A 22567-nucleotide genomic window follows, 5' to 3' on the forward strand; every position below is an offset into this window, starting at 1 on the left:
TTTACCCAAGCAGAATACGCTATATTTTGCTGTGTTTCTTATCTAAAACCAATAAAACGGCAATTCATGCTATCTAGACCTTTAACTTCAAAAATTCTTCTCTCATTACTAGCATCAGTCACCACTGCAGCAAGTGCTAGTGAGCCTTTGAGCCCAATTAGACCGGCAGAAGCCACATCACGAAAAGAAAAAATTTGTGCCATTTATCCGCACCTAAAAGACTCTTATTGGTTATCGGTTAACTACGGAATGGTCTCAGAAGCAGAAAAGCAACAAGTCGAACTTAGAGTTTTGGAAGCTGGCGGTTACCCCAACGTAGCCAAACAGGCCTCACAACTGGTGCTTTGCACGCAATGGGGAGCTGATGCCATTATTTTAGGCACAGTTTCGCCTGACGCTTACCATGAGAATCTGACCAACTGGGTCGGAGCAACCCCTGTGTTTGCCACCGTCAATGAGTTAACCGTCAATAAAGAGCAACAAAGAGTATTAAAAGGCACGGTCGGTGTCGACTGGTATCAAATGGGCTTCCAAGTCGGAGAGTTTTTGTCGAAAAGACATCCAAAGGGATCCGGCGAAACGCCTATCGCCCTGCTACTTGGCCCTCAAGCAAGTGGCGGTACAAAGCCTGTTGCACTTGGCTTTTATGATGCGATCAAGTCGAGCGATATCAAAATTGCGATCAGCTATTGGGCAGATAACGATAAAGAACTACAGAGAAACCTAGTACAGCAAGTCATTGAGCAGCCGGATATTAAATATATTGTGGGAAGTGCCGTCGCGATTGAAGCTGCGATAAGCGAACTAAGAGCTGCGGGGAAAACCAAAGAAATTGGATTAATTTCAAGTTACCTAAGTCACGGGACCTACCGCGGTTTGCTTCGTAACAAGGTGCTTTTTGCACCAACAGATAAAATGGTTGAACAAGGTCGCTTGTCGGTAAAACAAGCCACCAGTTACTTACGCGGTCAACCTTATGAACAACACAGTGCGCCCATGATTGAGGCACTGACACCAGCAACACTCAAAGATCAAATTATCGCTGACTCATTGTCACCTTCTGAGTTTCGTCCGGTATTCAGTGTGAATCCTTAGTGCTATATTGACTAAAGAACTCAAAACAATAAAAAACGAATCAATCATTTAGGGAACATCCATGCAAAAAACGACGCGTACTATGCCAACGCATAAGAATATCGCTTTGGTCGCTCATGACCATTTCAAACCTGAGCTACTAAGATGGGTCAAAGAGAACAAAGAAAAACTACAAAAGCACTTCCTTTATGCAACAGGCACGACGGGTTCTCTACTCAGTAAAGAAACAGGCTTAGCGATCAAGAGCATGATCAGCGGCCCAATGGGCGGCGATCAACAACTTGGTGCGCTTATCTCTGAAGGAAAAATTGATATGATGATTTTCTTCTGGGATCCATTGAATGCCGTACCACACGACCCGGACGTAAAAGCACTGCTTCGTATCGCAAGTGTTTGGAACATCCCTGTAGCAACCAACCGCGCTACCGCTAACTTCTTGTTTAACTCTTCACTGCTTGAAGAAGAAGTGATCATTGAGATCCCAGACTACGAAGCGTACCTAGCTGAGCGAACTTAATGGTTCAGCGCTCTTAACTAAGCAAATCGCTTCGCTAAGAACTAAGCAAATCGCTTCGTTAAGAGCCAAGATAACGTCACAGACTAAAAAGCCTGCTTCATCGCAGGCTTTTTGTTCACCAGAATCTTAACTCGCTACTTGTCACTCCATACCGCCATTTCATTGCCACTTGGCTCTCTAAAATGGAAACGTCTGCCACCGGGGAAACTAAATATCTCACGATTTACTTCTCCACCAGCATCCATCACGTCACGCTCGGTTTGCTCAAGATCTTGGCTATAGAAAACCATCAGCGCTGCGCCGTTATCTGTATTCGATGCCAGATTCGCCAAATAGAAGCCGCCCATTAAGCCTTTACCTTCAAAAGCAGAATACTCAGGGCCATAGTCTTCGAAGCGCCAACCAAACACTTGGCTGAAAAACGCCTTAGTTGCTGCGATATCTTTCGCAGCAAATTCAATGTAGTTAATAGAGCCGTGTTCCATAGCAAACTCCTTATGCTTTATGCGTCTGCCTTGTGATATTAAGGCAGGGCTTGAAGATCTAAAATTGGATAATCTCGTCAAATAACATCACTTCTTACGAACGACTGGGTAATCAGAGCCATGCAGTTCTTGCACAAAGCCAGAACCGTCACCGCTGTGCGTGATCCAAACTTTCTCTTTCGCTCGCGTCATTGCCACGTAAAACAAACGACGCTCTTCCGCATAAGGGAACACATCCGAAGATTCAGTCAACGCACCATCAATGTGCAGTTGTTTCTTCTTCGCGGGGAACTGTCCTTCGTCAACACAAAGAATAATGACAAAGTCCGCCTCTTTACCTTTACTCGCGTGACAAGTCATGAAGCTTATATCAATTGAGGTATAGATTTTTTTCCAGTCATCCAACAGTTCAGGTTTGTGGTAATGATTTCTCCCAAGCAGCATCACAGATTTATTGGCTTTGCCTTTTGCTTGCCTGTTTATCTGATCGAGGATCTTCTCAACTTCTTTGCTTGGCGCACTGTACACCGCCTTTTGCTTCTGTTGCTTGAAGCTGTTCAGTTCTTTCGGAAGCTGAATCGGGTTTTCCTGCACAAAGCGATTGGCAACTGCACCTAACTGATTGTTAAAGCGGTAGGTAGTATCTAGGTGGTGAATGGTCGAGCTTTCAAAGCGATCCTTAAAGCCCGTCGTTAGATCAACATCTGCACCCGCGAACTGGTAAATTGACTGCCAGTCATCACCTACCGCAAAAATAGAGGCTTGGTGTTGCGCTTTCGACTGGTTACACAGAGCTTCAACCAAGGCAAGGCGATCTGGCGAGATATCTTGATATTCATCGATCATGATGAACTTCCAAGGCGAAATAAATTTCCCCTTCTCGACATACTGTGTCGCTCGGCTAATCATGATTGAGAAGTCGATATGATTCTGTTCTTTCAATTCCTTTTGCCACGCGGTCACACACGGCCAACACAATGAAAGTTCACTGTTGAGACGCGTGTAGTCTCGGTGGTCGATCAGCTGTTGTTGCACTTCTTTCTTCGATAAACCAGATGCATTCAACTGTTCAAGCTGCTTCTCAAGCCAAGCTATCAGCTTGAGGTTTGAAACATGGCTACCTAGCTCATCGTCACCGGTTAAATAAGCAATTGGCCATTTAGACAAGTGCTTTTGCCAACGTTTAAAGTTGGTCGGCGTCATCCAGTGCTTCTTCAACCAATCAATGCACCATGCTTGGCGTTGATTGTCATCGAGCGCGAGCGGTGAAATAACCACGCGTTCAGGTTCAACCTGATTAAGGATCTTTAAACCCAACTGATGGAAAGTGCTCACTTGCACCTTCTCTGCTGATAAGCCAATTTTGCTATTAAGGCGCTGCTTCATCTCTTCCGCGGCTTCACGACCAAAGGCGAGCAGTAACAACTCTTCAGCTTGAGCTTGGTGGCTTTGCAATAAATACGCTACGCGAGCGGTGAGAACACTGGTTTTACCTGAACCTGCGCCCGCAAGAATCAAGTTATGGTCATCGTTCATCAAAACCGCGTATTGCTGAGATAAGTTCAGGGGTGACGACTCACATTGAGCAAACAATACTTCCCAGTTTTGTCTTTCTGTCTCTAACCACTGTTGATTCCTCTCGGCTTGCTTAATTTCCGTTTCAGACAACCATGGCTGCATTCGAGCGATGCGGTTTGGCATGCGCTGTCCCGCTTCTTCTAGAGTCATCGTCATATTTTCCAGACCTGCGTTGACCATATCGACCCAAGTCTTCACTTTAGAATGCGGTAGGAAAGCAGGAAGTTGCTCAAGACGTGTCAATTCAGCTTCCCATTGAGGAACGTGCTCTGCCAGCTGTTCACATTGTCTGTCATGCCACTTCTGATAAGCAGCAACCGATGCGCGCGCAAATTGACGACATTGTTCCCATGGAAGGCCTTGGACTAACCAGCTTCGCTGTTTGCCATCTTGTTGATTAGCAAAAAACTGCAACGATCCCCAAAACAATCCGCGCTTTATCGCGATCTTGCCACTCCAAATAGTGAAAGGGATACGTTCTTCACTGCCTACTGAAGATAACAGCAGGCGTGAGCCATCAAGCTCAACTTGATGATATTCATTTTGAATAAAAAACTGTGCAGTCTTATTAGCGCTTAGCTGCATTGGAGCGTGCTCTTTAATTGGGAATATTGAATTTATATCATGATGCAGTGAGAATTAATAATGTCTCACTGCTTATCGACGCTTTCATGACCACCTAGGGGCAATTATGGATAAGTATCAAATTCTTGTGCTTGATTTCTGTTAGGATTATGGTTTTAGTGTGTCAAGTGAGCGACTGTGGACTTCTCAGCAAAACTACGCCTTTATTGGGCAAATAAAACCATAAATTACAGCGTATTAATTCTCATCACTCTGCTCGGTGTTGTAGTACCTGCTTGGTATTATGGTCAAAACACACTGATCACACCATTAATTTTAGGGGTTATTGCTGCGGCTCTTGCTGAAAGTGATGACAGCTTTACCGGACGTTTGAAAGCACTCACGCTAACCTTTATCTGTTTTGCCGTTGCAGCCTTCTCTATTGAAATTCTCTTCGACACCCCTTGGCTGTTCGCGATAGGGCTTTTCGTTTCAACCTTCTCTTTTATTATACTTGGGGCAATTGGTCCTAAATATGCCAGTATCGCATTTGGATCATTACTTGTGGCTATCTACGCCATGCTTGGGGCTCACGAGAGCACTAACCTTTGGTTTCAACCTCTACTACTGTTAACGGGCGCAGCTTGGTACTACTTCATGTCGATGATTTGGCAGATCGTATGGCCAATGCAACCAGTGCAGCAAAACCTAGCAACAGTATTCGATCAAATCGGCAATTACATCGGCTCTAAAGCAGAGCTCTTCTATCCAGTTTCAGATTTGATTCCCCAACCACATCGCATTATTGAAGCCAAACTCAATGCTAGCACTGTTAACGCGCTCAACATGTGCAAAGCGACGCTACTCAACCGCTCTAAGCGTGGACACATTGACGGTCCGAGTGACCGATTCCTTAATACTTACTTCATCGCACAAGACATTCATGAGCGCGTGAGCTCTACCCACTACCGCTATCAAGAACTGGCAAAGCACTTTGAGCGCTCAGACGTATTGTTTCGATTTAAGTATTTACTTGAAGCCCAAGCTACCGCTTGTAAAGAAGTTGCCGCTTCATTGAAAGTCGGGGCGGAATACCAACATGGCGAAAAATCGGTTCTGGCACTGGATGAACTAATGTCTTCACTTAATCATCTGCATCAACAGAACAAACCAGAATGGAAGTCATTACTCAACCAGTTGGATTACTTATTTAATAACCTAGCTACCGTCGAAAAACAGCTATCAAATATAAGTAACCCAGATGCAGAAAAACTAGAAGAAGGCGTACTGGACGATACCAATCCTCATACTTTGACGGCGATGTGGCATAAGATCAAAGCCAACCTGAACACCGATTCGATGCTATTTCGCCACGCGATTCGTATGGCGATCACTTTGACGCTCGGTTACGGTATTATTCAAGGTTTTGATATCGAACGTGGCTATTGGATATTACTAACGACACTGTTCGTATGTCAGCCCAACTACAGTGCCACACGCCAAAAGCTGACAGCCCGTGTCATTGGCACCGTCGCAGGCTTGTTGATTGGCGTACCGTTACTGACCTTCTTTCCGTCTCAAGAAAGCCAATTGGTCTTTATTGTCATCAGTGGCGTGATGTTCTTTGCTTTCCGTATCAATAACTACGGATTCGCAACCGCCTTTATCACCTTGCTTGTGCTCTTCTGCTTCAATCAATTAGGGGAAGGCTACGCCGTTGTTTTGCCGAGATTAGCTGATACTTTCATTGGTAGTGCGCTCGCTGTTTTAGCGGTTAGCTATATTTTACCGGACTGGCAATCAAAACGACTTCACAAAGTGATGGCAGATGCACTTGATTCCAATAAAGATTATCTCGCTCAGATCATTGGCCAATACCGTGTCGGCAAAAAAGACAGCCTCAATTATCGTATCGCTCGCCGCAGTGCACACAATAACGATGCAAACCTGACTGCCGCTATCAGTAGCATGCTGGTTGAACCGGGCAAGTATCGCACTTCTGAAGATGAGAGCTTCCGATTCCTAACACTCAATCATGCGCTACTCAGCTATATCTCTGCTCTGGGGGCACACAGAACGCGTATCGATGACGAAGCGACACACAAACTCGTATTAGATGCGCACAGAGTAATCCACGAGCATCTCGACGCTCTCAACGACCAGTTGTTTTGTCATCAAGAACAATGCGAAGTAAAAAACGCTTACGATCCTGAACTTGATAAACGTTTAAGCGAATGGCGAGAAGAGGATGAGAGCTCTGTTAGAATGGTTCTACAACAGCTACATTTGATTTATCGAATGCTTCCAGAACTGCATACCTTAGCCACAAAATTTGCAGTTAAAGTTAAGATTGAAAAGCCGCTTGAAAAAGAAGTTTCTAGATAAAAAACAAAACAACTGTAAAAATAAAAAGATAACAAACTGGTCATTTATTAAACATCACGAAAATCTATACATTGCTCTACCAACTGACTCTGTCCGGTAGAGCAATCTCTCACCTATCCTTTATTTACAAGGGCTAAAGAAATTTCAAACCGTACAAATCGGCTGACTTTGATTGACTCACTCATAACTTTGTCTAACATTCCTCGGACAAAAAACAACCAAATGGATTTATAGTTGTCTTAGTTTTAGGAAACTTCAAACTTCATTTAATATTCGCTTAATCTTGTTTGATTTCCTGAACCAGTAAGCTATGCTCTAATGAGCATATGGATTTGAACTAGGGTCACATTATGAATACACAGCAATTTGAAGCATTTAAGCAAAAAATACAGCTTCTTAGCCCACAGCAATTGAAAGCACTTCAAGGCGAAATAGATGGCAACCTTGAAACAGAGCAGCGTTCTCTTCTAACAGATGAAGAGTTAAACGTACTTAGCGAGCTGTTCAATTAATAGACGGCTATCACTATTTTAGCTTAAATCCACCTGTTCTTAGTAAATTGTACCCGTTCTCCATTGCACTCAAAATATCGTCCGCCTAGACTCATTCCATACGTCAATAAAAGGTTCTGTTATGTCGATATCTGGTATTCAATCTGGTTACGCCATTATTCAGCAGTCAACCAACATGGCTGAAGAAGCCGCTATCGATCTTGACCAAAACTCCAAACAATCTCTAAAATCCGACGACACTTTCCAAACTAGCGATTTGAGCTTCAATCAAATAGAACCTGAACAATCCATTTCGTTTAAAGACAAAGAATCGAAACCCGTTTCATCCTCAACCGACTCCTTGATTAAACTGACACAAAGCGCAAATTACAATCGAGTTGGAGCGAGCGTCGTTGATCGTCAAAACGAAGCCATTGGGAGCCTTCTCGATATCCATATCTAAATTTCGCTCAAATACAGCCTATGTTTTGTGAAGCTTCGCTACTTTTGACTTCAACAACCACACAAACTGTAACTCATTATATCTGATGCTTGTTTCTGGTTTATTACTCGGTAGAATCAGCGCAAACTATTCCTGCAGCACAAACTTTACTTCATACTATTTATGCCAAAACTAAATCTGCATCGCCGTGACTATGTTTCTATTTTAGGAGGCGACATCTCCGCAGACGAATTAGAAAAGAAGCTTCAGCCTCATTTTGAGAAGCCCGTAAATAAGCTGACACCTAGCCCCTACCTGACAGAAAAAAATCTAACGCGTCGTTGGACGGCTCTCGACAATCCCGACTCACAACAAGAACTGCTCGACCCTCATACTCAAAGCCAGTTTCAGGCCTATGAGAAAAACATCGAGCACTTTATTGGAACAGTGAAAGTCCCTGTCGGCATCTCTGGTCCTTTAAGAGTTAATGGCCTATTTGCTACGGGTGATTACCTAGTCCCACTAGCAACCACTGAAGCCGCGCTTGTCGCATCGTATAACCGTGGCTCAAAGCTGATTACGGCTTGTGGTGGCGCAAGTGCAATGCTGCTCAATGAAGGGGTAACACGAACTCCAGGTTTCGCATTCCAAGGTTTAGTAGAAGCAGGACAGTTTGTGGCTTGGGCAGTAACCCAATATGAACAATTTAAAACCTTAGCTGAATCAACCACATCACACGGCAAACTTACCGACATCAATATCAACATCGAAGGTAACCATGTTTACTTGGTGTTTGAATTTCTAACCGGAGACGCTTCTGGTCAGAATATGGTGACTATCGCGACCAATGCCGTGTTTGAATACATCATTGAAAATACGCCAGTGAAACCCGATCACGCCTTCCTAGATGGCAACTTATCGGGCGACAAAAAAGCCAATACCCAAACCTTGCGCAGTGTTCGTGGTAAAAAAGTCACAGCCGAGGTCAACATCTCAGCAGAGCTTGTCGCTAAATACTTGCACACCACGCCAGAGAAGATGGTGCAGTTCGGGCAAATGACCACAGTCGGTGGCGCTCTAAGCGGTACGATTGGTATTAATGCCCATTATGCCAATGCACTTGCTGCGCTCTACATTGCTTGCGGCCAAGACGCGGCGTGTGTTGCTGAGTCTGCGATTGGTATGACTCGTATGGAGCTCAACAAAGAAGGTGGTTTGTACGCGAGCGTAACGCTTCCTAACTTGATGTTAGGAACAGTCGGTGGCGGTACAGGCCTACCAAGCCAAAAAGCGTGTCTCGATTTACTAGGGCTACACGGCAATGGTAAGTCACAAGCCTTAGCTGAGGTTTGTGCTGCTTTATGTTTGGCAGGTGAACTATCGATTGTGGGTGCATTCTGTGCGGGTCACTTTTCGCGAGCTCATCACAAGTTGGCGCGCTAGTTTCTGTTATAAAACCTTAAACCGACCGTTGTCACGTATTGAGTGAGTTGTGTATGGATTACTTACATTTATCGCGAGTGAGCCTTAAACACCTCACAGCGCTTCATATTATGCTGAACACACACAGCGTCACTCAAACGTCAGAGCAACTCTTTGTCAGCCCTTCGAGTGTCAGTAAAACTTTGTCTCAGCTACGTGACATCCTTAACGACGAGCTTTTCTATCGGGACGGCACTAAGCTGATCCCAACTCCCTTTGCCCTGAAAATAGCGCCCACTGTTCACGCGATTCTTTCCAGCATGAACGGGTTACTTCACCAAAAGAGTTTTACTCCTCACGAGTACCAAGGCAGCTTTTCACTTTCGATGCGTGAAAGTACCTTCGAAGTGTTTGCCTCGAAGATCAGCAAAATCACCACGGAACTTGCACCAAAAGCCAAACTTAATATCTATTCGAAACAGGAACTTGGATTCGATGCTTTGCTCAGTGGTAAGGTCAATTTGATCCTGTTGCCACACGATATCTCTCAACCTCCAACGGATAATAAAGAGCTGGTGTGGGAAACGATTCTTCCTGATGAAATGGTTTGTTTGATGGGCGCACACCACCCTCTCGCGCAGAAAGAACTAACGGTTGAAGGCTATTTAGATTACAAACACATTGGAATCTTAGATAACGAACTGTCTAAGCCTTACTTTGAGCAAAACTTAGTGCAATGTCATAAACCTAGAGATATGGCGATATCGGTAGCGGATTTTGGCGCGGCGGCGGTGCTGTGCCACCACACACCTTTCTTGTTCACTTGCTCAAAACAATGGGCGGAGCATGCCAAACAAGCACAAGGTTTGGTAAGTAAGCCGCTTCCTTTTGATTACGGAAAAGTAGCGTATAGTTTGGTATGGAACAAGCCAAACATGAACGACCAAGCGATTAAATGGTTGTGTGACTTGTTTTTAGAAGCCTAGCTATTCTCGTCATTGTTGACCGAAAATATTAGGTATAAACCTCGGGCGTTTGCATTGGCCTTTGAACAATTGAGTAGAGCTTATCGTGAAAACTCTGCATTTGTTGTTCTGTGCATTTAGGCCACTCTAAAGCTTCACCAATTACCCCATGATGTTGAAACGCATTCAGCCGAATTCGAACATCACTTGGCAAACCCTTCAAGTAATACCCGACCTGCTCTACCTCGATATCTAGGTCACTTTTATTAGGAATATGCAGCAACCGGACTTCATGTAACTTACCTTTATCAGCTAAGTAGTTGATGGTTTCAAATACTCGATGGTTTCCTCTACCCACCAACCATTGGTGCGTTTCAGACTGCCATGATTTTAGGTCGATCATCGCACCATCAAGGTAAGGTAACACTTTGTCCCACCCTTGCATCGACAACGAGCCGTTACTATCAATAAAACACGTTAAGTGTGCCAATTGCGGATCGCTTTTGATCGCTTGAAATAGCTCGAAGAGAAACGGCAATTGCATAGTCGCCTCGCCACCCGAAACGGTAATACCGCTCAGGAAGAATTGATTGTGCCTAACCAGTTCAAGCACATCTGATACCGTCATCGTGGTGATTTTGGGGCTAGACTTATGATCACAGATATCGACGCACTGATCGCAGTTGGTACACGCTAACGGATCCCACTTCACTTTGCCTTCAATAAGACTCAGAGCACTGCTCGGGCAGCCACTCACGCAGTCTCCACAATGGTTACAGTGGTTGATGGTGTGTGGATTATGACAAGTGATGCAATCGAAATTACACCCCTGTAGGAACAGCACCAAGCGATTTCCTGGTCCATCAACACAAGAAAAGGTCAGCACACGGCTGACCTTCGCTTGTTTTTCTGTCTTATTATTTTTAACCCTAGCCATTTGAGTTGTTAGATCAGAAATTTTCATAATTCACATTGTTCGTATTCGAGAAACACATAACATGCGTACGTTAAAGCTATTCGTATGTCAGCGACATCTCTAAGCTCGCCACACGAGGCTTACGCTCTAGAATGCCCGTATTTTTTGCAGCCTCAGCGCCAAGGAAAGTGGTATTGGTACGTGAACCTTGCTCGTCGTATTTAGCAATATCAGATAGCTTGATCATGTAACCCGTCACGCGAACCAAATCGTTCGATGCTACGTTAGCGGTGAACTCACGGTAACCCGCTTGAATCGCGCCTTTACACAAGTTGAACATCGCTTCTGGGTTGGACTTCACTGTTTCGTCGATGGTCAGAATGTCGCTGATGCCCGACGTGTAGAACTTATGGTGACCAGCTGTCGCACGAACGTAAGAGACTGGATCCGGTTCTGTCCCATAAGGGATACGAACACCGGGTGTCACATCTTCATCTAGACTGATACCACCTTGAGCGTGTAACAGAGCCTTACCTTCCAGCCCATATTTCACTTCCGATTTTTCAACAATCTCAGCCAGCTTTTCAGAAATACGATGGCCTAACTGATTTGCTTGTTCATCGTGACCATAGCGCCCTGCTTTGCCTTCTTTTTCCATTAAGATGTTAACCGCCTCAGCCATGCCATAAATACCAAACATTGGCGCAAAGCGACCTTCTTCAATTAAGCCTTCTTTGGTTAAGAAGCCTTCGAAAAAGTTAGACTCTTCATGTAAGAAGCGGCTACGTGCATTCATCAATTCGATCATGATGCTACTGTAGTTAGGTAGTACTTGCTGTAAGAAGTCTACGCTGTCCTCAGATTTCAAAGCTACTTGCTTGAGGTTCATGCGTACTAGCGTGTTTGAACCACCCGCTAGAGGCAAAGAGTTATAGCAACTCACGATGCCAAAACGCTTATCTCCGTAGGCAGCGGTGTGTGCAGGATAATTGGCAATGTGCGGCTTGCTGCATTCACAGATATTACTCGCAGCATGACGCAATAGGTCATCAGGTGTGACTGCAGGGTCGTACATAAAGGTTAAGTTAGGTGCGATCTGCTTGAGTTCAGCATCCACACGTAAAATAGTGCGACATACAATGTTGTCACTAGGGCCAATATTAACGTGCATGAAAGCATCTGGCAGTGTGCGATCCAGCATGATCCAGAACAGCTTCAGCTTTTGGTATACCTGCTCATCCGTCAAACCGCCAACAAAAGGCATCAACACATCGTCCAACTGGCCTAAGTAAACCGGAATTGAAGTCACTGATGGAACGTGATGATAAAGGATGGTGAGCATGTTCAATGCTTCGTCGAAATTAGTTGCCGCGCTAAGCTCTAAATACTTGGAGCCTTGATGTAAGTATTTAGAATAATCAGGAAGCACATAGCGCGGCTTAAATGGGGCGTGACCTTCAAACATGTCACACAGCACACCTTGTTGTAAGGCTTGCTCAACTTCATTGCTTACCGGCATATACGGCAGGCTGGCTTCAGCTTCTAAGGCAAGATAGCTCGACTTCTGTTTTGGGGACAGGTTGGCATCTGAAATGATATTGCTAAAGCGTTGTTGTTGATCTGAAAGTGATGAAGAAGTAGATGACGCAGATTGGTGGCTCATGATTAAACCCTTAATATTCTTATGGGCTTATTTTATATCTCACACTTACATTTCCACTAATGAAATGTATGCAAGCCTACATTTCCAAAATGGAAAACACCATTTGTAACTTAGTAATTTATGAATAGATAGCTTGTAAATTTTGTGAATAGACAGTTTTTAAATTGGCCATTTGCCAATTAACGATGGTTGTTTATCGATGATTGTCGTTGGGGAAGGGAAAGAATGAGCAGAAGAGATTAGGCCGCTTAATTGAACCGTTTAGTTTAAAACGCAAGTGCGTATAAATAGAAAACCCACATAACGGATCCAAAGATCGTTGATGTGGGTTTAGTCAATTAAGCGTGAGTGCGGTTATCTGATCAGCTATCTATACGTCAACTCCAGATACGTCAACTACAGACAAGTGAACTATAGATGAGGAACCACTTGTTTACGGCCTACACCCATCAGTACCTTCAAAGTACCTTGTGGGGTGTCGATTGAAAACGGCGTAGAGACTTCAACCATTGCAAAGCCAGCTGCACTCAATACATTCTCTGAGCGCTGTTGGCTTACACCGTAGTCTTCGCTGTCGCTTTCTAAGTGCCAATCCCAATGTACGAACGTGCCGTCATTTTCAAGCAGCGTGTAAATCAGACTGACTGTGTCTTGTAGATTCGGAATAAAACCACATACCGAAGAGGCTACCACTAAGTCAAACTGATTTCTGAATGCTGGGTGTTGGGCAGCAAGTCCGCGCGATAAGATATCAACGACAGGCTCTACATTAGACAGCTCTTTTTTATCTAACTCTTCAATCATCCCTTCTGAGATATCGAGAGCGATGATCTCTTTTGCAAAAGGAGATATTTTCTGGCTGAGTAATCCTGTACCACAACCAAAATCAAGGACACGGGTTCCGTTCAAATCAACGAGCTGTGTTAACTGGTCAAATGCGGACTGTGCGAATACAGCAGTAGCGGGATCGTTATCCCAATCAGGTGCGTACTCGTCCCATTGTTTCGCCATCATGGCCTCCATCTTTACTTCTTGTAGGTTCGGAACGCCCCCAGAATAAACCAAATTAGTCAATTCGTCATAGAGTTATCATGCAAAGATGGACTATTTCTAAGATAGTCAGCACAATATTCAGATAATATGCACCGCCACCCGCTCAATATGGAAATGAAATGAACCTTTCTCAAGTCCAAGCCTTTTGTTCTGTTGCTGATTTAGGATCCGTCTCTGAAGCTGCTCGACAGCTTGAATGCAACCGAACCAAACTGAGCATGTCGATCAAAGCCTTGGAAAAAGAGTTAGATGTCGAACTGTTTGTTCGCAGCGGTAACCATGTCGAGCTGTCTGAGGCAGGTAAGGCCATCTATAAAGACTGTGAAGGCATGTTGGTAACGGCAGCACGCATTAAGCAAACCTGCTTACATGTTTCGGGTGAATTCAACGCCGAGATTTGGATCGCACGCGATGACTCCCTACCCGATGAAATGTGGCAAAGTTTATCGCACGCTCTAAACAACAAATACCCTTCCACTTCTTTCAACTTCGTTCTCGCTTCTAGCGGCGACTTGGCTAATCTTGTCGAAACTCAGCAAGTTGATTTTGCGTTTGGTGTTGATTACGAACGCGTCGATGATCCAAGAATTATCTACAACCCACTCGGCAAGATCCGAATGATGTCGGTATGTAAGAAAGGACATGATTTAAGTGCGATGCGAAGAGTGTCGGATGAAGTACTGAGAAATTCTATGCAAGTGACCATGGTTTATCTCAATGAAAAAGATAACCCTGAGCTTGAGCCCTTCTCGCGCCGATACATTGGCTTTTCTAGCTTCGATTTTATGTTGGATACGATTCTACGAGAAGATGCATGGGGCGTAATGCCAGAGCCACTGATACGCCATTTATTGCGTGAACAGGAACTGGCGGTGATCAAGCACACTTATGGCCTGACTCAAGAAGACTACTGTATGTTTACCGCGGCAGGTATGGCGGAACACCCAGGTATGAATTGGCTAGCGGATCAGATCAGCGATTACTTGTTTGATTTCTAAAGTGTCAGATAATGTTCTATCTCGACACTTAAAATCATCTAACAAATAGAAAGCCCTCTCTTTAGAAGACCATCACGTGATCCACTAAATAACGTCCGTCTTCTTCAACCAACACCATTTCTGCCACAAACTCGCCTTTCGCAATGGTATACGCTTGTTTCCAAACAAAGGCGATGGAATCGGAGCGTCTGAATAGCGCAACGGGCTCACGTTCAGCAAAAAAGCCATTACTGTGCTGATAATGATGACAAACCTTTTCCAGATACTCAGGTGTCACAATATCCTTCATGCGCTGAGTAAAGTCTCGGCAGTGCTGAGCATGGTCAACCTTGGTTGAACCGTCCATCAAATTGTCCATGATCGGGTTAGCAATCGCCCACAACTCACTATCGTTGAGATCATCAAATTTCATCTTCATCCATTCCTTTTCAAGTTCAACTCAGCTCTACGCCCAAGGTTCAAACCCAAGTTTAAGCTATAAGATTTCAGCGCGATTTCTGTAACCCTAACAGCCTGATCCTTTACACAACTAGGCTATGAGACCTTCACAACCTATGTGTTTTACTAATCATAAACCATTTAACGCCAGTTTCACATTTCCCGAAAAACAGTCATCGTCAACTTTACTGACACCTATCTTTGCCGTTAAGCCATTGAATTATAATAATTTGAATATAAAACGAGTTACCGACATATAAACATCATCAGATAAAGTTTGTAAAGCTAGCTCAATATTAGAACAATGAAGTTATCAAAAACATCTGGAAAATATTATGTGTGACAGGAAAAGCCAAAACGAAAATCGAGTACTATTGTTCTCAGCCCTTTTAGCATCAGGCTTCGCGATTGGCGGATTGGTGTTGGGTCTTCTCGTTGGCTCTCTAGTCATAGTATTTGACGGTGTCTATTCTCTTATCAGTTTACTGTTAACTTTATTGTCACTAGGTGCTTCGAAATACATTAACCGCCCATCAGACAGGGAGTTCCCGTTCGGTCGAGCCATCATTGAGCCAATCGTAATCGCGATTAAAGCGATTGTGATTCTGCTTGTGGTCGGTTATTCGCTTTACTCTGCGATTGGTGCTCTGATGACAGGGGGTCGTGAAGTCGATGCTTCTATCGCAACTCTGTTTGGTATTTTCAACGTATTGGGTTGTGGTTACGCTTGGTGGTACATCGCTAACAAGAGCAAACACATCTCTTCTGGTTTGATTCAAGCGGAGTCTAAACAGTGGCAAATGGATACACTTTTGAGTGTGGCAGTTACGGCAGGTTTCGTTGTTGCTTGGTTAGTGGCTTACTCTCCGTTTGCTGAATACGCGGTGTATGCCGACCCAATGATGATGTTGCTGATGTCTTTCTACTTCATCAAAGTGCCGTTCGACATGTTACGTGAAGCAATGCGCGAACTGCTGATGATGTCGGCAACCAAAGACATTTGTGATGCGGTCGATAAAAACGTGGTCGCGGTAGACAAAGAAGCGGATCAAGATTTGGAGCTAATGGGTGTGACTAAGGTTGGCCCGGAACTAAGAATCAACGTTGATATTCATACCAATGACCAAGACGCGATTGCGGTTGATGATATTGAACGTACGCGCCGCCAACTTAAGCGACGCCTATCGAAGATGCCTTATGAGCTTCAATTGAATTTAAATATTACGGCTTAATGGTCTGGTCCCTAGTAACCTTTATACATCACTTTTATATTATAAGTTTTACTTTCAAATTTGTTCGCCCCTTCGTACAATACGAGATTATCTTATTTTAGTGATCGTGACATGACCCCTTCTAAGCACTTTAATTATTTTTTAAGTGAAAAAATAAACGACATAGTTGAAGCTCCTAATGAAGCAAGTATTCTTACGATTGAGGCTAAAATAAGAGAGTTTGCCTCTGAAAATGACCTACCAATCCCAAGCGCCGTTGATTATTTTTGTACAGGATCACGGTTATTAAAATTGGGGCAAGTACATCAAGCCTTTGAACATCTAACTGAAGCACTACATCGAAGTGAAATATCCAATATTCACGACATTAAATTCTGCATAGAATACTCTATTGGCGTTGCTCTCATACGATTAGGCTGTTATTCAAAAGCCATTATTTCTCTAACTAAAGCAAGTGCATCAAAAGCCGTTAACAATGAACGCCTCCTAACTCGAATATATAATAATTTAGGTTACATTTTTTTAGAAACCCAAGATTATTCAAAAGCTCAGTACTATTGCAAGCTCGCATGGGAAATAGAAAAAAATTCTCTTCAAGCTTCATCGAGATCAATATTAAGTAACCTTGCTATCATTGATTCAACGCTAGGTAATAAAGCCGAGGCAGAAAGAAAATTCACTTTATGTCGAGAACTACTCAATAAACACCCTAGTCTTATTGGTACTTACTTTTACCACAGTTGCTATGCAGAACACCTTCAATCTATCAACCAGATTGATGAAGCACTCTCTTCTTTTAAGACTGCAATTGAAATCTGTGAATTACTGGGCGACAATTTTTACTTAATCGAAACTTTAAAAAATTACTGTTCATGTGCAATAGAGCATGAAAGAAACGATATCCTTGAGCCATATTTAAGCCGTGCTATATCTTTAGGAAACAAATATGGCAGCGCTACATCACTACAAAAACTCGCCTCATCACTATTTAATTTTAGTCGCCAAGAAACAACGGAAGCCCAACAATCTAAGATAGTTGAGAAGGCCTTTGAACTTCAGTCAATAGCATTCCAGAACCTTTCCGAGAGTAATAACGAAGCCGTTTTTCAATTGTATCAACTGTACTCAGAACGCCCCGCATTAGAGAAAGCACACTCTTTCACAACAGATTTAGATTTAATTACTTCATTTGGTGAGTATTTAAGTTCACATTCAAACCTCACCGATATGATGCAACGCCTTCACGAAGATCTGAAAACGGTGATGCCAGTTGAGTCTCTTGGGTTAGCTTTGTATAACGAAGATACACAACAACTGACCTATGAAATTTATTTAGACCTGGGTGTTACACTCGAACCTTTCACTGTCGACTGTACAAAACAAGCGACATTAAGTGCATACTGCATTAATAACAGAATACCTTTCTGTCATGGTGCATTTACAAAAGCAGCACTGAACAAACTATTAAATAAACCACTCGGTGAGCACGCTTTAACTGGTGTAACTAAAGAAGACTACTCGTCTGTTATCATGCTGCCGCTCATTCTTGAGGGTAAGCGCCTTGGTGTTCTTACAGTCCAATCCATTGAGCCCAACGCATACCAAGAACATCACTTATCTTTAATGAAACATTTGGGTTCTTATTTATCCATTGATCTTCAGAATAAGCAGCAAAAGAAACAACTTGAAGAACAAAAAATGACGCTCAAAACACTGATGAATTTAGATCCACTCAGTCAATTATTTAACCGTTTAACCTTGGCAGAATCCATCACACAGTGGCGTGATACTGTAGAAATAGAACAACCCTACGCGTTACTATTAATTGATATTGACTACTATAAACAATTCAATGATTGCTACGGTCATGTGAAAGGGGATGAGGTTTTGGTTACCATATCAAAACAGCTTAAACATCATTTTTCAGCAGAATCTTTTAAGGTATTCCGATTTGGCGGTGATGAATTTTTAGTTTTATGTACGGGTGAAACAAAAAACGCGTTGCTAGCAAAAACTTCTCAGCTCTTATCCGGTGTGCATGATTTAAATATCAGCCACAAGAAGTCTAAATGCAGTGATCGCTTAACTCTTTCGGTTGGTGGAGCGATATTCACACACTTTGATATTTTAAATCTAACCAATGAAGAGCTGATCCAAAAAACAGATAAAACACTCTACAAAGTAAAAGACCAAGGAAGAAATGGAATATTGATTGAAGACTAGGAAATTCCCGCGTCTTTAGCATAACGTTATGCAAACTCGCAGTGACGTTCAGTGCTTAATCAGTAGCAGAGTAGCCCTGCTCTGTGACTGGCCGAACAGCTTCGACCTTGAGCTCTAGACTATTAAGTTCTTCTTGCACGCTTAATCATAATGTCACCTATTGTATGGTTAGCTCAGAATTATGAATCAATGTTGATATTCATACCAACGACCAACAAGCGATTGCGGTCGATGATATTGAACGTACGCGCCGCCAACTTAAGCGACGCTTATCTAAGATGCATTATGAGCTTAAATTGAACTTCAATATCGCGAGCTAAGAGCATTCTCTCTTAAGCTCAACACTCAAGACTGAACCTCTTCAGAAGTCGACGCCTTAACCGTCGTCTTTTTGTCTCTGGTTACCCACCAGCAAGCCAGTGAACCAACAGTTACCATACATACGCCCTGCCAAAACGTCATGGTCAATGACAAGCCCAAAATCATCGAGGAAAGTAACGTCGCGAAGATTGGCGTAAAGTAAGACATGGTTGCCAAAAACACCATGTTGCCACCTAGAATCGCCGTGTTCCAAAGCGCGTAACCAGCCCCCATACAAGCCCCAGCAAGCACTAAGTCAATCACAGCACTTGAAGTCATCACCATGCTGGTTTCATCACTCAATGCGTATTTGATCCACAAGGTGATGGCAGTCGCGATAAAGAAAAGCACAATCGCATTCTGTCCTTTAGCAACGCGTTGGGTGTAATTGCAATATACCGCCCAAATAATCGCGCCGAAGAATGCCATCGAATAGGTTTTAGGGTTGGTTGCAATATTAGCCGCGATTTGATCGACAGAAAGCCCCTGATCGCCGCTGATGCTCCAAGCCACGCCAAAGAACGCCAAGACGATACTTGGGTAAACCAACCAGTTAATCTTTTTATCGCTGAGCAGGACTGCGAACAACACCGTTAATGCAGGCCATAGATAGTTGATAACGGCCATTTCCAAGGCTTGATGTCGGTTGTTTGCCATCCCTAAAGCCAGAGCTAAGAAGATCTCATAACAAACGAACAGAGCTCCACCAATCAACAGATAGGACTTAGAGAAGCGCGACAGCTTAGGTAACCCCATAACACAGACCAACAACAACGAGCTCACTGTATAAAGGCTGGCAGCGCCACCGATTGGGCCCAGTTGTTCTGATACGCTACGAGATAGCGCGATTAAGCAGCTCCAAAGTAAAATAGCAGCAATGCCGTAGCAACTATGGCGATGAGATTTCAGCACGCCTCTTCCTTTTCTTTATTGTTATTGGGTAATCGAAGCGAGCTTAAAACACAGATAAGCTTAAACACCACTATCGATAACTTGCAGTAGTTAAAAATAAGTAACCGAGCACATAACAGCACTCGGCTATCAATCATTCACTCAAAAATCTAAAAGCAATTAGCAATTAGCAATTAGCAATTAGCAATTATGCCAATAACAGAGCTTGCAGGTCAGCTAAAGACTTAACTTGATAATGAGGGTTAATACCCGCTGGCGCCGCTTTCTCTTGACTGTTCAACCAACAAGTCTCAATACCAAAATCCAAGCCGCCTAAAATATCTGAATGCGGGTTATCTCCGACCATCAATACGCGTTGTTTTGCTGGTAAGCCAACAAGCTTGTGTGCATGTTCAAAAATTTCAGCGTCTGGTTTCGCGACACCGACTTCTTCAGAGATGATCACATGGTCAAAGTAGTCTGTCATTCCGGTGCGTTCTAAACGGATAGATTGCAGCTCGGTAAAACCATTGGTAATGATGCCCATGTTCACTTTGCCTTTTAACGACTCCATCAACTCTTTTGCACCAGGAAGCAGAGAACAGATGTCTGCCATTGCGGCTAAAAACGCACTGTTTAGTGCTGCTGTTGTTGTCTCTAACTTTGTTGCCCAGCTTTCAAAACGCGCGTGCTTCAGTTGAGCTGCTGTAATGCGGCCATCTTGGTAATCGACCCAAAGTGGTAAATTAACCTTTTGATAAGCAGCATAATCTTGCTCGCCGAAATCCACACCAAAACGAGAAAACATTAACTTCATGCCTTGAAAAGCATCAAAGTGGAACAAGGTTTCATCTGCATCAAAGAATATCCAATCGTACTTCATTTTATTTCCTACTATTCGCGCTGTTGAGAGTGTCTGCGTTGTTTTTGTGTTGTTTTTTATTATTGCCCTCAAAGGGAGGAGCATCACTTTACTCTCAATTTTGTGAGCCTGTATATAGTTCTAAGAATTTATAGAAAACAAGCAGCAAGTCATGATGTATCGCAAATTTTGCCACATATTAAACCAATACCATACTAAAAATACACTTAAGTACCGGGAGGTATTATGAAGCACTTTTTACCGTCATCTGTCATGCTCACCCCTTTTCTTGTCAAATACTATGACGAGGAGCCAGAGGACAAGGCTGAGTCTGAAGAAGTACAAGAGCCTCAAGTTCAATGCAGTGATGACTCCGATAAAAAGTAGACACTAGATAACTAGAGAAATTCTTGATTAAAAACCTTATTTTTCATGGTGATATGAGCGCTATCTTGCTTGTTATTCAGCCAATCTAGCACTATCCATTACTGACAAAGAACACACCAGGAAACCATAAAAACGATTGCTATATGAGCCCTATCACAACGCATAACCATAAAGTGGTAGTTCGGAATCAAAATTGTTCCAGATCAATGGTCGACCACTTGAATGCCTACAACATGTAGGAAATAAAAAATCATAATTAACGGAGTTTTCCAATGTCTACTGCATTTTACATCCCTACAATCAACTTCATGGGTACTGGCTGTCTGAAGGATGCTGCTGATAGCATTCAGTCTCAAGGCTTTAAAAAAGGTCTGATCGTTACCGATAAGATCCTTAACCAAATTGGCGTAGTTAAGCAGGTACAAGACCTTCTTAATCAGCGCGGCGTAGACGCAGTTGTATTCGATGGCACTCAACCAAACCCAACCATCACTAACGTTAACGATGGCCTTGAATTGCTGACTGACAACGATTGTGATTTCGTTGTTTCTCTAGGTGGCGGTTCTCCACACGACTGTGCAAAAGGTATCGCGTTAGTTGCTTCTAACGGTGGCAAAATTGCAGATTACGAAGGTGTCGATCAGTCTGAAAAGCCTATGATGCCTCTTATTGCTATCAACACAACGGCAGGTACAGCATCTGAAATGACACGTTTCTGCATCATCACTGATGAAGAACGTCACATTAAGATGGCTATCGTTGATAAGCACACAACACCGCTTATCTCAGTAAACGATCCTGAGTTGATGCTTGCTAAACCTGCATCACTGACTGCAGCAACGGGTATGGATGCATTAACGCACGCAATCGAAGCTTACGTTTCTATCGCAGCAACGCCAATCACAGACGCAGTAGCAATTAAGGCAATCGAACTTGTGCAAGCGCACCTAAGAACAGCAGTAACGCACGGCGAAGACATTGAAGCTCGCGAGCAAATGGCTTACGCACAGTTCATGGCTGGCATGGCATTCAACAACGCTTCTCTTGGCTATGTTCATGCAATGGCGCACCAATTGGGTGGTTTCTACGACCTTCCACACGGTGTATGTAACGCTATCTTGCTACCACACGTTCAACGCTACAACGCGCAAGTTTGTCCAGAGCGTCTACGTGATGTTGCAAAAGCGATGGGTGTGAATGTTGAAGGTATGACAGCAGAACAAGGCGCAGAAGCAGCTATCAACGCGATTGTTCAACTAGCAAATGACGTGAACATCCCAACAGGTATCGCTCAACTTGGTGCTAAATTGGAAGACATCCCAACTCTGTCTGACAACGCACTGAAAGATGCTTGTGGTTTCACTAACCCTAAACAAGCGACTCACGAAGAAATCTCAGCGATCTTCGAAGCAGCAATGTAATCTAGGTTCTAGAAACCAATCGATATAAACACAAATGGGCTCACCTTCTGAGCCCGTTTTCTTTTATCAGTTCAATCAAGACTTAAACTGACATCTTATACCAATCACAGTAAGTAAGTGATCAAAAATAGCGCAGAAAAAAGGCTTGAGAACAAGGCGGAATTTTTCGATAAGTAGTT

At 43.4% G+C, this 22567-nt stretch carries 20 protein-coding genes and 1 pseudogene; 12 read left to right on the forward strand and 9 right to left on the reverse strand.

Features of this window, described 5'->3' with window-relative positions; translation table 11 throughout:
• Positions 1 to 38: 38 nt before the first annotated feature.
• A complete protein-coding gene (locus AB4407_RS05185; protein ID WP_372119328.1) occupies positions 39 to 203 on the reverse strand; it encodes a hypothetical protein in 165 nt (54 codons plus the stop codon).
• Between AB4407_RS05185 and torT the strand changes: the two genes are divergently transcribed.
• Together torT and AB4407_RS05195 are read left to right on the forward strand one after the other, a co-directional pair.
• Positions 148 to 1095: a TMAO reductase system periplasmic protein TorT gene (gene torT, locus AB4407_RS05190; RefSeq protein WP_372119330.1), complete on the forward strand. Its 948-nt coding sequence runs from the start codon at positions 148 to 150 to the stop codon at positions 1093 to 1095. The two genes, AB4407_RS05185 and torT, sit on opposite strands and share 56 nt — an antisense overlap.
• Positions 1096 to 1156: 61 nt before the next feature.
• On the forward strand, positions 1157 to 1612 hold the full coding sequence (locus tag AB4407_RS05195) for a methylglyoxal synthase (protein WP_009844869.1): 456 nt from the start codon (positions 1157 to 1159) through the stop codon (positions 1610 to 1612).
• A 134-nt stretch (positions 1613 to 1746) separates the two neighbouring features.
• Here the strand turns inward: AB4407_RS05195 and AB4407_RS05200 are convergent, their stop codons facing one another.
• Complete coding sequence (locus tag AB4407_RS05200) at positions 1747 to 2097, reverse strand: VOC family protein (protein WP_372119332.1); 351 nt, start codon at positions 2095 to 2097, stop codon at positions 1747 to 1749.
• 87 nt (positions 2098 to 2184) lie between these two features.
• Positions 2185 to 4260, reverse strand: coding sequence for a DNA helicase IV (helD, locus tag AB4407_RS05205; protein ID WP_372119334.1), 2076 nt, complete (start codon positions 4258 to 4260; stop codon positions 2185 to 2187).
• A gap of 177 nt (positions 4261 to 4437) precedes the next feature.
• Between helD and yccS the strand changes: the two genes are divergently transcribed.
• From yccS to AB4407_RS05230, 5 genes are all read left to right on the forward strand, one after another.
• Positions 4438 to 6624, forward strand: coding sequence for a YccS family putative transporter (gene yccS, locus AB4407_RS05210; protein ID WP_372119336.1), 2187 nt, complete (start codon positions 4438 to 4440; stop codon positions 6622 to 6624).
• Between the two features lie 350 nt (positions 6625 to 6974).
• Entirely contained in the window at positions 6975 to 7136 is a 162-nt protein-coding gene (locus AB4407_RS05215) for a hypothetical protein (protein ID WP_372119338.1), read from the forward strand.
• Between the two features lie 121 nt (positions 7137 to 7257).
• Positions 7258 to 7578: a hypothetical protein gene (locus tag AB4407_RS05220; protein WP_372119340.1), complete on the forward strand. Its 321-nt coding sequence runs from the start codon at positions 7258 to 7260 to the stop codon at positions 7576 to 7578.
• 162 nt (positions 7579 to 7740) lie between these two features.
• Entirely contained in the window at positions 7741 to 9000 is a 1260-nt protein-coding gene (locus tag AB4407_RS05225) for a hydroxymethylglutaryl-CoA reductase (RefSeq protein WP_372119342.1), read from the forward strand.
• 53 nt (positions 9001 to 9053) lie between these two features.
• The gene (locus AB4407_RS05230) at positions 9054 to 9965 is read left to right on the forward strand and encodes a LysR family transcriptional regulator (protein ID WP_372119344.1); all 912 of its coding nucleotides are present in this window, start codon (positions 9054 to 9056) and stop codon (positions 9963 to 9965) included.
• Between the two features lie 28 nt (positions 9966 to 9993).
• On the opposite strand, the gene AB4407_RS05235 is transcribed toward AB4407_RS05230, so the two are convergent.
• The 3 genes from AB4407_RS05235 to AB4407_RS05245 form a co-directional block, all read right to left on the reverse strand.
• Complete coding sequence (locus AB4407_RS05235; protein WP_372119346.1) at positions 9994 to 10908, reverse strand: YjjW family glycine radical enzyme activase; 915 nt, start codon at positions 10906 to 10908, stop codon at positions 9994 to 9996.
• A 49-nt stretch (positions 10909 to 10957) separates the two neighbouring features.
• A complete protein-coding gene (locus tag AB4407_RS05240) occupies positions 10958 to 12523 on the reverse strand; it encodes a YjjI family glycine radical enzyme (protein WP_372119348.1) in 1566 nt (521 codons plus the stop codon).
• Between the two features lie 411 nt (positions 12524 to 12934).
• On the reverse strand, positions 12935 to 13534 hold the full coding sequence (locus tag AB4407_RS05245; protein WP_372119350.1) for a class I SAM-dependent methyltransferase: 600 nt from the start codon (positions 13532 to 13534) through the stop codon (positions 12935 to 12937).
• 161 nt (positions 13535 to 13695) lie between these two features.
• On the opposite strand from AB4407_RS05245, the gene AB4407_RS05250 reads away from it, so the two are divergent.
• Positions 13696 to 14574 (forward strand): LysR family transcriptional regulator, encoded by an 879-nt coding sequence (locus AB4407_RS05250; protein WP_102486143.1) that lies wholly within the window; start codon positions 13696 to 13698, stop codon positions 14572 to 14574.
• A gap of 61 nt (positions 14575 to 14635) precedes the next feature.
• Here AB4407_RS05250 and AB4407_RS05255 read toward each other — a convergent pair whose 3' ends face one another.
• A complete protein-coding gene (locus tag AB4407_RS05255; RefSeq protein ID WP_009845584.1) occupies positions 14636 to 14986 on the reverse strand; it encodes a hypothetical protein in 351 nt (116 codons plus the stop codon).
• Between the two features lie 361 nt (positions 14987 to 15347).
• Between AB4407_RS05255 and AB4407_RS05260 the strand changes: the two genes are divergently transcribed.
• From AB4407_RS05260 to AB4407_RS05270, 3 genes and pseudogenes are all read left to right on the forward strand, one after another.
• A complete protein-coding gene (locus AB4407_RS05260) occupies positions 15348 to 16244 on the forward strand; it encodes a cation diffusion facilitator family transporter (protein WP_372119352.1) in 897 nt (298 codons plus the stop codon).
• Between the two features lie 111 nt (positions 16245 to 16355).
• Positions 16356 to 18467, forward strand: a complete 2112-nt coding sequence (locus AB4407_RS05265; RefSeq protein ID WP_372119354.1) for a diguanylate cyclase — start codon at positions 16356 to 16358, stop codon at positions 18465 to 18467.
• A gap of 185 nt (positions 18468 to 18652) precedes the next feature.
• Positions 18653 to 18787 (forward strand): annotated as a pseudogene (locus tag AB4407_RS05270) (cation transporter); the annotation flags it as partial.
• A gap of 25 nt (positions 18788 to 18812) precedes the next feature.
• Here AB4407_RS05270 and yddG read toward each other — a convergent pair.
• Together yddG and yjjG are read right to left on the reverse strand one after the other, a co-directional pair.
• The gene (yddG, locus tag AB4407_RS05275; protein WP_372119356.1) at positions 18813 to 19739 is read right to left on the reverse strand and encodes an aromatic amino acid DMT transporter YddG; all 927 of its coding nucleotides are present in this window, start codon (positions 19737 to 19739) and stop codon (positions 18813 to 18815) included.
• A gap of 187 nt (positions 19740 to 19926) precedes the next feature.
• A complete protein-coding gene (yjjG, locus tag AB4407_RS05280) occupies positions 19927 to 20601 on the reverse strand; it encodes a pyrimidine 5'-nucleotidase (protein WP_372119358.1) in 675 nt (224 codons plus the stop codon).
• A 638-nt stretch (positions 20602 to 21239) separates the two neighbouring features.
• On the opposite strand from yjjG, the gene yiaY reads away from it, so the two are divergent.
• Positions 21240 to 22388, forward strand: coding sequence for an L-threonine dehydrogenase (gene yiaY / locus AB4407_RS05285; protein WP_372119360.1), 1149 nt, complete (start codon positions 21240 to 21242; stop codon positions 22386 to 22388).
• Positions 22389 to 22567 lie beyond the last annotated feature (179 nt).

It is taken from the genome of Vibrio sp. 10N.261.46.E11, from assembly GCF_041472735.1.
Classification (GTDB): domain Bacteria; phylum Pseudomonadota; class Gammaproteobacteria; order Enterobacterales; family Vibrionaceae; genus Vibrio.

Excerpts from the sequence above, each read along its gene's own strand:
- helD (WP_372119334.1), bottom strand. The coding sequence starts at position 4,260 with ATGCAGCTAAGCGCTAATAAGACTGCACAGTTTTTTATTCAAAATGAA.
- AB4407_RS05185 (WP_372119328.1), bottom strand. The coding sequence starts at position 203 with ATGGCACAAATTTTTTCTTTTCGTGATGTGGCTTCTGCCGGTCTAATT.
- AB4407_RS05215 (WP_372119338.1), top strand. The coding sequence starts at position 6,975 with ATGAATACACAGCAATTTGAAGCATTTAAGCAAAAAATACAGCTTCTT.
- AB4407_RS05265 (WP_372119354.1), top strand. The coding sequence starts at position 16,356 with ATGACCCCTTCTAAGCACTTTAATTATTTTTTAAGTGAAAAAATAAAC.
- AB4407_RS05195 (WP_009844869.1), top strand. The coding sequence starts at position 1,157 with ATGCAAAAAACGACGCGTACTATGCCAACGCATAAGAATATCGCTTTG.
- AB4407_RS05200 (WP_372119332.1), bottom strand. The coding sequence starts at position 2,097 with ATGGAACACGGCTCTATTAACTACATTGAATTTGCTGCGAAAGATATC.
- AB4407_RS05255 (WP_009845584.1), bottom strand. The coding sequence starts at position 14,986 with ATGAAATTTGATGATCTCAACGATAGTGAGTTGTGGGCGATTGCTAAC.
- AB4407_RS05245 (WP_372119350.1), bottom strand. The coding sequence starts at position 13,534 with ATGGCGAAACAATGGGACGAGTACGCACCTGATTGGGATAACGATCCC.
- AB4407_RS05230 (WP_372119344.1), top strand. The coding sequence starts at position 9,054 with ATGGATTACTTACATTTATCGCGAGTGAGCCTTAAACACCTCACAGCG.
- yiaY (WP_372119360.1), top strand. The coding sequence starts at position 21,240 with ATGTCTACTGCATTTTACATCCCTACAATCAACTTCATGGGTACTGGC.
- AB4407_RS05260 (WP_372119352.1), top strand. The coding sequence starts at position 15,348 with ATGTGTGACAGGAAAAGCCAAAACGAAAATCGAGTACTATTGTTCTCA.
- AB4407_RS05235 (WP_372119346.1), bottom strand. The coding sequence starts at position 10,908 with ATGAAAATTTCTGATCTAACAACTCAAATGGCTAGGGTTAAAAATAAT.
- yjjG (WP_372119358.1), bottom strand. The coding sequence starts at position 20,601 with ATGAAGTACGATTGGATATTCTTTGATGCAGATGAAACCTTGTTCCAC.
- AB4407_RS05240 (WP_372119348.1), bottom strand. The coding sequence starts at position 12,523 with ATGAGCCACCAATCTGCGTCATCTACTTCTTCATCACTTTCAGATCAA.
- AB4407_RS05220 (WP_372119340.1), top strand. The coding sequence starts at position 7,258 with ATGTCGATATCTGGTATTCAATCTGGTTACGCCATTATTCAGCAGTCA.
- AB4407_RS05250 (WP_102486143.1), top strand. The coding sequence starts at position 13,696 with ATGAACCTTTCTCAAGTCCAAGCCTTTTGTTCTGTTGCTGATTTAGGA.
- AB4407_RS05225 (WP_372119342.1), top strand. The coding sequence starts at position 7,741 with ATGCCAAAACTAAATCTGCATCGCCGTGACTATGTTTCTATTTTAGGA.